The sequence below is a fragment of the Paraclostridium sp. MRS3W1 genome, assembly GCF_032465715.1.
Classification (GTDB): Bacteria; Bacillota; Clostridia; order Peptostreptococcales; family Peptostreptococcaceae; genus Paraclostridium; species Paraclostridium dentum.
In genome coordinates this window covers 1-11,702 of the sequence record NZ_JAWDJM010000001.1, presented here as the reverse complement: position 1 = coordinate 11,702, position 11,702 = coordinate 1, and the positions used below count along the sequence as shown (strand labels likewise).

Annotated in this window: 8 protein-coding genes; 7 read left to right on the top strand and 1 reads right to left on the bottom strand. The window is 29.0% G+C overall.

Going from position 1 to position 11,702, the window contains the following annotated elements; all coding sequences use genetic code 11:
* Positions 1-237 precede the first annotated feature (237 nt).
* From RWY47_RS00040 to RWY47_RS00030, 3 genes are all read left to right on the top strand, one after another.
* Complete coding sequence (locus RWY47_RS00040) at positions 238-2,028, top strand: aminopeptidase P family protein (RefSeq protein ID WP_224170577.1); 1,791 nt, start codon at positions 238-240, stop codon at positions 2,026-2,028.
* Between the two features lie 260 nt (positions 2,029-2,288).
* A complete protein-coding gene (locus RWY47_RS00035) occupies positions 2,289-4,082 on the top strand; it encodes an aminopeptidase P family protein (RefSeq protein WP_412544903.1) in 1,794 nt (597 codons plus the stop codon).
* A 78-nt stretch (positions 4,083-4,160) separates the two neighbouring features.
* Complete coding sequence (locus RWY47_RS00030; protein ID WP_220796513.1) at positions 4,161-5,561, top strand: peptide MFS transporter; 1,401 nt, start codon at positions 4,161-4,163, stop codon at positions 5,559-5,561.
* A 29-nt stretch (positions 5,562-5,590) separates the two neighbouring features.
* Here the strand turns inward: RWY47_RS00030 and RWY47_RS00025 are convergent, their stop codons facing one another.
* Positions 5,591-6,760 carry an AraC family transcriptional regulator gene (locus RWY47_RS00025; protein ID WP_224170579.1) on the bottom strand — a complete coding sequence of 390 codons (1,170 nt, stop codon included), beginning with the start codon at positions 6,758-6,760 and terminating at the stop codon, positions 5,591-5,593.
* A 213-nt stretch (positions 6,761-6,973) separates the two neighbouring features.
* Here RWY47_RS00025 and RWY47_RS00020 point away from each other — a divergent pair, with 213 nt between their 5' ends.
* The 4 genes from RWY47_RS00020 (at position 6,974) to RWY47_RS00005 (ending at position 11,552) form a co-directional block, all read left to right on the top strand.
* On the top strand, positions 6,974-8,254 hold the full coding sequence (locus RWY47_RS00020; protein WP_142730150.1) for a Gfo/Idh/MocA family protein: 1,281 nt from the start codon (positions 6,974-6,976) through the stop codon (positions 8,252-8,254).
* Positions 8,255-8,402: 148 nt separating this feature from the next.
* Positions 8,403-9,701, top strand: coding sequence for an ABC transporter substrate-binding protein (locus RWY47_RS00015; RefSeq protein WP_224170580.1), 1,299 nt, complete (start codon positions 8,403-8,405; stop codon positions 9,699-9,701).
* Positions 9,702-9,765: 64 nt separating this feature from the next.
* The gene (locus tag RWY47_RS00010; protein ID WP_021429006.1) at positions 9,766-10,710 is read left to right on the top strand and encodes a carbohydrate ABC transporter permease; all 945 of its coding nucleotides are present in this window, start codon (positions 9,766-9,768) and stop codon (positions 10,708-10,710) included.
* Positions 10,711-10,727: 17 nt separating this feature from the next.
* Entirely contained in the window at positions 10,728-11,552 is an 825-nt protein-coding gene (locus tag RWY47_RS00005; RefSeq protein ID WP_224170583.1) for a carbohydrate ABC transporter permease, read from the top strand.
* Positions 11,553-11,702 lie beyond the last annotated feature (150 nt).

Genomic DNA, 11,702 nt, shown 5'->3' with positions numbered 1-11,702 from the left:
AGATAAAAAATATTAAATATATATAAATTTTTTATAAAAATCATTGAAAACGATGTCATGAGGTGGTAAAATTTATTTTAATAACAAATGAAAATTGAAAAATTATAACTTTTCAAAGAAAGTTTAAGAAATATTTAACAAAAAATATTGTGAATTTACATAAAATAATTTAGGTTTTAACAAAGAGGTCTCAACCTCTTTATAAACATATATAAATATAACTTAGGGGGCTTTAATATGATAAAAGAAAGATTATCTATGCTTAGAAATTATATGAAACAAAATGGTATGGATGCATATATAATACCATCTTCAGACAATCACCAAAGTGAGTATGTGGGAGATTACTTTAAAAGTAGAGAGTTTATATCTGGATTTACAGGTTCAGCAGGTACTGTAGTAGTAACTATGGATGAAGCAGGACTTTGGACAGACGGAAGATATTTTATACAAGCTGAAAGTGAATTAAAAGGAAGCGGTATAAAATTATTTAAAATGGGAGAAGAAGGTGTTCCAACCACTGAAGAGTACATATTTAATAGTGTAAAAGAAGATGGAGTATTAGGGTTTGATGGTAGAGTTATATGTGCTAGGGAAGGACAAAATTTAGAGAAAAAATTATCTGAAAAAAATATAAAAATATCATATGAATATGATTTAGTAGATAAAATTTGGGAAAATAGACCAGCTTTATCGAATGAAAAAGCATTTTTATTAGATGTTAAATATGCAGGTGAATCATTTAGCTCAAAGTTAAATAGAGTTAGAGAAGTTATGAAAGAAAAAGGAGCAACAACTCATGTAATAACAACTCTTGACGATATAGCTTGGTTATTTAATATAAGAGGAGGAGATGTTAAATTCAATCCTGTAGTATTATCTTATACTTTAATAACTTTAGATAAAGTTTACTTATTTGTTGACGAAGCTAAGTTAAATGAAGAAATATTAGCTGAATTAAACAAAGAAAATGTAGTTATAAAACCATATAATGATATATATGAATTTATAAAAACATTAAATAAAGATGAAATAATATTATTAGATTCAACAAAAATAAACTATGCTATATTAAATAATATACCTGATGACGTTAGAAAAATAGATGAGTTTAATCCAACTATGTTTATGAAAGCTCAAAAGAATAAAGTTGAGTTAGAAAACATAAGAAACAGTCATATAAAAGATGGTGTAGCATTTACTAAATTCATGTATTGGTTAAAAAATAATGTAGGAAAGACAGAGATATCTGAATTAAGCGCGTCACAAAAATTAGAAGATTTAAGACGTGCTCAAGATGGATTTATAGAGCCAAGCTTTGGTACAATAGCTGGATATAGAGAACATGCAGCTATGATGCACTACAGTGCAACTCCTGAAAGTGACTATAAATTAGAGCCAAGAGATTTATTTTTAATAGATTCAGGTGGTCAATATTTTGATGGAACAACAGATATAACAAGAACTATTGCATTAGGTGAAGTGAGTGATGAACTTAAAACACACTTTACAGCAGTTGCAAGAGGTATGATAAACTTATCAATGGCTAAGTTTTTACATGGAGTAAGAGGATACAACTTAGATATACTAGCAAGAAGACCAATGTGGAATATGGGAATAGATTATAAGTGTGGAACAGGTCATGGAATAGGTTTCTTATTAAACGTACATGAAGCTCCAAATGGATTTAGATGGAGAATAGTGCCAGATAGATTTGATAGTGCTGAACTTGAAGAAGGTATGGTAACAACTAATGAGCCTGGAATATATGTTGAAGGATCTCATGGAATAAGAATAGAAAATGAATTAGTTGTTCAAAAAGCAGAAAAAAATGAATATGGACAATTTATGGAATTTGAAGTTGTGACATTAGCACCAATTGATTTAGATGCAATCGTTGTAGATGATATGAATAGAGAAGAAAGAGAATATTTAAATTGGTATCATAAATTAGTTTATGATAAAGTATCTCCTTTCTTAACTAATGAAGAACAAGAATGGTTAAAAGAGTATACTAAAGAAATATAAGTACGTGTTTTGTGTAAAAAGGATATGGCTAAAGTCATATCCTTTTGTTTTTTTATGTTAATAAAAAAATATTAATATAGATAAAAAAATAACATTTAAAAATTTATATTTTTTATAATTTTGAAAAGATTTAATTAATTCTTAAAATTTTAAAAATAAGAAAAAGAATGTAAATATATTGAAAACGATGTCATAAGATGATACTATGTAAGTGGGCGATAGATGATGCATAAAATTTTATATGTAGGATAAGGGGGAGTATTATGATAAGTGGTAGATTAGAGAGTTTAAGGAAACATATGGGGGAATATAAGATAGATGCATATATAATACCATCTTCAGACAATCATCAAAGTGAATACGTAGGTGATTATTTTAAATCAAGAGCATACATATCTGGATTTACAGGTTCAGCAGGAACTTTAGTAGTAACTATGGATGAAGCAGGGCTTTGGACAGATGGAAGATATTTTATACAGGCTGAAAATCAATTGAAAAATACGGGGATTAAATTATTTAAAATGGGCGAAGAAGGTGTTCCTACTACTCAAGAATTTATATGTGAGAAGTTATCTAAAGGATCTACATTAGGATTTGATGGTAGGTTAATATCTGCAAATGAGGGCAAGAGTTTAGAAGAAAAGTTAAAAGAAAAAAATGTAAGCATAAAATACGAGTATGATTTAGTTGATAGAGTATGGAACGATAGACCTTCTCTATCAAATGAGAAAGCGTTTTTATTAAAGGTTAATTATGCAGGGGAGACATTTAGTTCGAAATTAGAAAGACTTAGAGAAGTTATGAAAGAAAAAAACGTAACATCTCATATTATAACAACTCTTGATGATATAGCATGGCTATTTAATATAAGAGGTAGAGATGTTAAGTATACTCCGGTTGTTCTTTCATACGCAATAATAACATTAGGTGAAGTTTACTTATTCATAGATGAAAACAAATTAAATGAAGAAATAATAAATGAATTAAAAACAGAAAATGTAATAATAAAAAAATACGATGATATATATGAATTTGTTAAAACTATGGATAAAACTGAAATAGTGTTATTAGATGATGGAAAAGTTAGCTACTCAATATATAATAATTTACCAAATGAAGTTCGAAAAATAAAAGAGCCTAATCCTACAATGAACTTTAAAGCTGTAAAAAATAATATTGAATTAGATAACGTTAGAAATAGCCACTTAAAAGATGGAATAGCATTTACCAAATTTATGTATTGGTTAAAGAATAATGTAGGAAAAATAGAAATTTCTGAAATAAGTGCATCAGAAAAATTAGAAGAGCTAAGACGTGCCCAAGAAGGATTTATAGAGCCAAGTTTTGCAACTATAGCTGGATATAGAGAACATGCAGCTATGATGCACTACAGCGCTACACATGAAAGTGATTATAAATTGGAAGCTAGTGATTTATTTTTAATAGATTCAGGTGGTCAATATTTTGATGGAACAACAGATATAACAAGAACTATTGCTTTAGGGGAAGTAAATAGTGAGCTAAAGACGCATTTTACTGCAGTTCTTAGGGGAATGATAAATTTATCTATGGCTAAGTTCTTATACGGAGCAAAAGGATATAACCTAGATATATTAGCAAGAAGACCAATGTGGAATGTAGGTTTAGATTACAAATGTGGAACAGGTCATGGGGTAGGTTTCTTAGGAACTATACATGAAGCTCCAAATGGATTTAGATGGAAAATAGCTCCTAACAGATTAGAAACAGCTACGTTAGAAGAAGGTATGGTAACAACTAATGAGCCTGGAATATATATTGAAGGTTCTCATGGAATAAGAATCGAAAATGAACTTATAACTAAAAAAGCAGAAAAAAATGAATATGGTCAATTCATGGAATTTGAAGTGGTAACATTTGCACCTATAGATTTAGATGCAATAAATGTTGATGATTTAAATAAAGAAGAAAGAGATTATTTAAATAATTACCATAGATTAGTTTATGAAAAAATATCTCCATATTTAACTGAAGAAGAAAATGTATGGTTAAAAAAATATACTAGGGGAGTATAGAGTAACAGTATAATAAGGTAGCTTTTTAAATATAAAGCTACCTTAAATATAAAATTAAACATTTAAGGGGGACTTAAGATGGCAAATACAACATCTGCACCTGCAAAACATCCTAAGGGGTTATATGTTTGTGGGTTAACATTCACGTTTGAAAGATTCGCATACTATGGATCAAAAACTTTATTATTACTATTCTTATCATACTCAATATCTCAGGGTGGATTAGGAATAGACAATGCTGATGCAGCGGCTATAGCAGCAAACCTAGCAGCATTCACTTACTTAGCACCAATATTTGGGGGAATGATATGTGATAGATGGATAGGAGCTAGATATTGTGTAATTATAGGATCGATTATAATGGCAGCAGGATATGCATTAGGTTATTTTGCAACAAGTGTAATTTGGGTTCATGCAATGATAATTTTAATATCGATAGGGACTGGTTTCTTTAAAGGTAATTTAAATGCACTAGTTGGGGAGTTATATGATGACAATACTAGAAAAGATGCAGCCTTTTCTTTATTATATACATTTGTTAACTTAGGATCATTTATAGGATCATTAACTATAGGTATATTATACACTAAAACTTTTGCAGTTATAGAAAATGGACATGTTGTTGAATATGGATTTAGACAATGTTTCATGATAGCTGCAATAGCTACTTTACTTGGTGGATTATTATTTACATGTACTATGAAGTTTTTAGGGGAAGCTGGTAAATATCCTCAAAAAATGCTTGATAAACATGCTGGGGACACTAAAGGAGAAAAATCACCAGATAGACCTTTAACTAAGAAAGAAAAAGATAGAGTAAAAGTAATATTTATATTATCATTTTTCTCAATTTTCTTCTGGGTATTTTATAACCAAGCAGGTTCTTCATTAACTTTATATATGAAAGATTATGTAGATATGTATGTAGGAAGCTTTGAGATACCTGTAATGTGGATAGAAACTTCATTAAATGGATTTTTATGTGTAGTTTTAGGACCAATAATGGCAGCTATATGGACTATGTTATCTAAGAGAGAAAAAGGTGACTTAAGTATGGCTCAAAAAATAGCATTAGGATATGTATTTTTAGCAGTAGCATTTGGATTCGTAATAGCTGCTGAACTTTCAAGAGGAGTAGGATCAGCTGCTACTGTAAAAACTAGTGTTATTTGGTTAATGTTATTCGTTTTATTCCAAACTATAGGAGAAATGTGTTTCTCACCATTAGGTAACTCACTAGTAAGTAAAATAGCACCAGCTAAATATTTATCTTTACTTATGGGTGTTTGGGCATGTGCGACTTTCTTTGCAAACAAAGCAGCAGGATATGTTCAAATGATAATAGAAAAAATGGGTCTTATGCAAACATTCATTTCTATACCTATAATTTTAGTAGTTGGTACATTCATATTACTTGCATTTAATAAAAAGTTAACTGCAATGATAGGCACTGACGATGATGAAAAAATAACTGCTTAATAAAAAAGACTAGGATATTATCCTAGTCTTTAATAGTTTTTGTTTACTGATTTTAAATATTCGCTTGGAGAAAAACCATAAACTTTTTTAAATTTATTTGAAAAGTAGTGAATAGAATTAAATCCTAAAATTTCAGAAATCTCACTGATAGTATAATTAGTTTCTTTTATAAGTTCTTTGCTTTTCTTTAACTTTAAATTGTTTATATAAAGTTTAACTGTAGTGTCTAAATTAGATCTGAATAATAAGTGTAACTTAGAACTACTTATTGAAAACTTATCACATATAGTTTGAATATCCAAACAATCATATACACTTTCATTTATAAATTTCAATATTGAATTTAATAGTTCGTCGTCATAAAATTGTTGAATTTTATTAGCTGGTTTTACAATAGAAGTTTCAAAATCAATGCTTAGAGTTTTCAAAACTAATTCTTTTAAATAACAAATAGAAAGCTCATCACAATATAAATGTGTAGAATTAAGTTCTTTCATAAGTTTAGTTATTATAGTGTATAAGTCCTTTGTAGAGGTAAATACTTTATTTGAAAGAAGTGATGTATCATTAAAATCCATTTCAAAACTTACTGTTAAGTATGAACAAGATTTTTTATTATCAGTATATTGTGAGTGATATTCATTTGGAGCATAGAAAAATAAATCCCCCTGATTTAACTTAAACTCCTTTCCATTTACTTCAGTATATAAAACGCCTCTATCTACATATGTAAGTTCCCAAAAGTTATGTTTTTCACCTTTGAATAAATAATTAGTTGGCTTTTCTTGATAAAATTTGGTATAAATTTTACTTATTAAAATTTTAGGCACTATTTCTTTATAAGTATAATCCTGAATAATGTTTATTGAATTAAAAAAAAGACTATTTCCATATAAATCTACATTACAATTATCTGATATTGGTATAAAATTATAAAAAACTCCTTTATTTAGTTTAATTTTACTATTTAAGATAAACGATTCTATACTATTAAAATTAGAATCATTAGAAACAACAATTAGCACAACTCCACTTTGCAACTTTATATGGATGTCAAATTCTGCATAAAAAAGTTTAGTGATAGATTTTTCTAAAAGTGTAATAGATGTTTTTTTCTCACAAATTATAATATCATCAGGTAAAGATGATAAAGTCTCCCCATATTTTTTAAAAGATAAACAAGTAGTTTGTTTAAACAATTTAATATCCCCCTAAAACCATGAAATCTTTTTCCTAATAATATTTTACAAAAAATAGCATGAAAAATCAAATTTAGTTATAGTGTAAGGTTTAATATAATACATAAAAATGTAAAACATTTATACAAAAGTGCAAATACATAGAAGTAATAAAGTATTAGAATATACTTAATAAGTAAATAAAAAACTTCAAAATTAATGGGGGAATGATTAATGAAGAAAATTACAGTAGCGGTAGTAGGTGCGGGGGCAAGAGGTATGCATGCATATGCTCCATATTTTAAACATCATGAAGAATTAGGGAAAGTTGTTGCAGTGGCAGAACCACATGATATAAGAAGGGATATATGTGTAAAAGAACATAATATAGAATCTGAAAATGTGTTTAAAACATGGGAAGATTTACTGGAAAAAGAAAGATTGGCTGATGCAATTATAATAGCTAATAATGATGAGTCACACTATGAGCCAACTAAGATAGCTCTTGAAAAAGGGTATCATGTATTGCTTGAAAAACCAATGTCAAACAAATTAGAAGATATAGTAAAATTAGGTGAGCTAGCTAAACAGTATCCAAATCAAGTGTTTATGATTTGTCATGTGCTTAGATATACTACATTTTTCTCAAAATTGAAAGAAATAGTAGATAGTAAAGAGCTAGGAGAGCTAGTTAGCATACAACACAATGAAAATATAGGATATTGGCATTTTGCACATTCATTTACTAGAGGAAATTGGAGAAATAGCAATGAAACAAGTCCTTTGATACTAGCTAAAAGCTGTCATGATATGGATATATTATTATGGTTAACAGGTAAGAAATGTAACAATATATCTGCATTTGGACATTTGACTCATATGAGAGATAAAAATTTTAAAGAAGGAATGGCCGATAGATGTTTAGACTGTAAGGTAGAAGAAAGATGTCCATACTCAGCTAAAAAATTATATTTATCGGAAAAACCTATATTTGCAAAAGTAGTACATCCAGTACCTAGTAAAGAAAATTTAGAAGAAGCATTAAGAACGGGTCCATATGGAAGATGTGTATATAAATGTGATAATAATGTTGTAGATCACATGGTAACTATACTTGAATTTGAAGATGATATAACAGCTACATTTAACTTATCTGCATTCACTGAAGAATGCAATAGAACTATTAAACTGATGTTTACTCATGGTGAAGTAGGAGGAAATCACGTTAAAAATATTATAGAAGTCAAAAAGTTTGAGAAATTTGGGGAAAATACTATAGAAACTATTATTCCAGAAGAGGTCGAAGGAGGCCATGGAGGCGGTGATTATGGAATAATGGAAGACTTTGTTAAGTTAGTTTCAGAAAACGGTGGAGAAGGAAGAACTAGTGCTAAAAAATCTGTTGAAAGTCATGTCATGGCATTTGCAGCTGAGTATTCTAGATTAAATAAAGAAGTTGTTAATATTGAAAAGTTTTGGGATGAAGCAATAGAAAAGATAAAGGCTGAAGCATAATATATTATTACACAAAATTATAAAAAAAGTGTATAAATTTACAAATACAATGAGTTCACATTTATATATCATATAATTAAAGAGAATTATCGAAATATTCAGGAAAAAATATATTTAATTAGTTTAATTTGTGGGAAGGGGATTTGATATGTTTTTAAAAAGGGGAATTATAACAGGAGCAGTTTTATCTCTAGTACTAGGGCTAACGGGATGTAGTTCTGCTGGAGGGAATAGTGCTGATGGGAAAGTTGAACTAAGATATGCTATATGGGATAAAACTCATATGGAAGCTGTAGAAACTTTGATAGATGGGTATGAAAAAGAAAATCCAAATGTAGACATTAAGGTAGAACAATATTCATTTGCAGATTATTGGACTAAAATGGAAACAGCAGCAGCTGGGGGGTCAGCTCCTGATATATATTGGATGAATGCTATTAATTTTAATAAGTATGCTGACAATGGAATGTTAGTTAATATGAAAGACTATATAAAAGATAAAAATGTTGATATGAGCCAATATTTAGAAAGTTTAAGTAGTTTATACAGTTATAAAGGAGATCAGTATGGAATTCCTACATTCTGGGATAACAATATTTTAATGGTTAATACAAAGCTTATGGAAGAATACGGAATTCCTGAGCCTAAGGAAAATTGGAATTGGGATGAGATGATAGCTTGGTTGACAGATGCTAAATCAAAATTGCCAAAAGATATATATCCTTTTACTTCTTATGCAACAGAAAGTACACAGTCAGGCGTGTTTAATGAAGTTGCTTCAGCGGGAGGGAAGGTAATAAGTGATGATAAGACTAAAGCTATGTTAACAACACCTGAAACTAAAGAAGGATTTAAAAAGTATTATGATTTAGTAAAGAGTGACTTACATAGTCCATATGATATAACATTAGAAGTTACAGCTGGAACATTATTTAAATCTGAAAAAGCTTTAGTTTTACAAATGGGGTCATACGGATTATTACCATACTCAGATAAAGAACAAGCACAAGTTGCAGGAAACTTTAAATTATATGAAATACCTACTATAAAAGAAGGAAATAAATCTAAAACTGTAATACATGGTTTAGGAAATGTAATATCTTCAAACTCTAAACATCCTGAAGAAGCTTTTGATTTTATTAATTACATGTCAAGTGAAGAGTCGATGAAAAAATATACTGAATTAGCTTTAGTTCCTCAAGCTCATAAAAATGTTCAAGATTTATTTGGTAAAGTAATGAAAGAAAAAACAGGGATAGATACTTCTGTTATGTCTAAGGTAGCAGAAAATGCTATGCCACTTCCTAATAGTTTTGAAACTTCAAAATGGGATAAAGCTATAGTTGATAATGTAACTAAATTTATGCAAGATGAAATAAGCCTAGATCAAGCACTTGAAAATGCACAAAAAGAAATGCAATCTATATTAGATAAAGAGAAAAAATAGGGATTTTTTAGAGGGTGTCTATATTTTAGACATCCTCTTAGAATAGATAAAAGGGGGATTTTAATTGCAAGCAGAGGTATATAATGAAAAGCCCAGCAATTTAGATAAATTAAAAGCTAAAAAAAAGAAAAACCTAAAGCGCAACTTAACTGGATATATGTTTATAATGCCACTTTTAATAGGGGTTTTAGTATTTAACTTTATACCATTTATACTGAACTTATTTTATAGCTTAACAGATTTAAATGCATTTGGAGGATGGAACTTTGTAGGATCTGAAAACTTTTTAAGGTTGTTTAAGGATCCGTTGTTTTATAAAGCTGTAGGAAATACTTTTTTATATGTGGTAGTGACTGTACCTCCTATGGTAATTATATCTATTTGCATAGCAAACCTACTTAACAAAAACATAAAAGGAAAAGGAATTTATAGAACTATATATTTCTTACCTGTTGTGACTATGGCATCTGCATCAACATTAGTATTTCAATGGATGTTTAATTCAAGATTTGGACTTGTTAACCAATTTTTAGAAGCTATAGGATTAGAGGGAAAATTATGGTTTACAGATCCTAACTTAGCTAGAGTAGTAATAATAGTATTCATTATATGGAGTGGTTTAGGATACAAGATAATGATTTTCTTAGGTGGACTTCAATCAATACCTGAATCTTATTATGAAGCAGCATCTATAGACGGAGCTTCGTCATTTAAACAGTTCACTCATATAACTATTCCACTTTTAACTCCAAGTATATTTTTTATTGTTATATGGTCTTTAATTGGATCTTTCCAATTATTTGATGTTGTGTTCATGCTTATAAAACAAGGAAGTCCAGCTTATGAATCCACAATAACTATGACAAGATATTTCTATGATTTAGGGTTTACATTAGGTGATAAGGGGTATGCATCTGCTGTAGCTGTAATCTTATTCTTAATCATAATGGCAGTAACATTAATACAATTTAAGTTGCAAAAAAAATGGGTTCATTATTCAGATGAATAAGATTAGGGGGGAAAAGTATGGAAACGAAAAGAAGTTCTAAGATTTTAACTCACATAGGGCTTATACTTATGGCAGGATTTATTGCATTACCTTTTATATGGATGATTTTAACATCTATTAAAACATTGGCAGAAGCAGAAGCTATTCCGCCTAAAATATTCCCTGAATCTGTAAGAATTGAGAACTATACTCAAATATTTAAAGAATTTCCTTTTGCTCAGTATTATTTCAATACAATAATAGTAACGATAGCATCTGTAGTATTACAGTTAATTATAGTAACACCAGCAGCATATGCATTTGCAAGACTAGATTTTAAATTTAAAGAAGCTATATTTTTAATTCTTATGGCAGCTATGATGGTACCTGGTCAGATGTATTTGATTCCACAATATCAAATAATACAAGATATGGGACTTTTAAATACATTAACAGCAATAGTATTACCTGGAATATTTAGTATATATTATACGTTTTTATTACGACAACACTTTAAGTCTATACCTAGAGACATGGAGGAGGCTGCAATAATAGATGGAGCATCTCAATTTACAATATTTTTCAAATTAATGGTTCCAATTGTTAGACCAGCCTTAGGAACTGTGGCTATCCTTGGAGGATTAGGAGCTTGGAACAGTTTCTTATGGCCACTAATTGTAAACTCAACTCCTGAAAAACTGACATTAGCAGCAGGGCTTAGAGTTTTTGTAGGACAATATGGTACACATTATCCTAGAATGATGGCAGGAGCAGTACTTTCTATAATTCCTATGGTTGTTGTATTTAGTTTATTCCAAAAGAAATTTATATCAAGTATAGCGGTTTCTGCTGGAAAAGAGTAATCTGAAATTTTGACAAAAAAATAAGAAAAATTTTATATGAATTAAAAAAATAAAACAGGTTAATTGTTTGAAATTAGCCTGTTTTTTACTATTCTGAAAATAAATGAAATACTAAACAATTCGAAAAAGTTGAAATATATAGATATATAT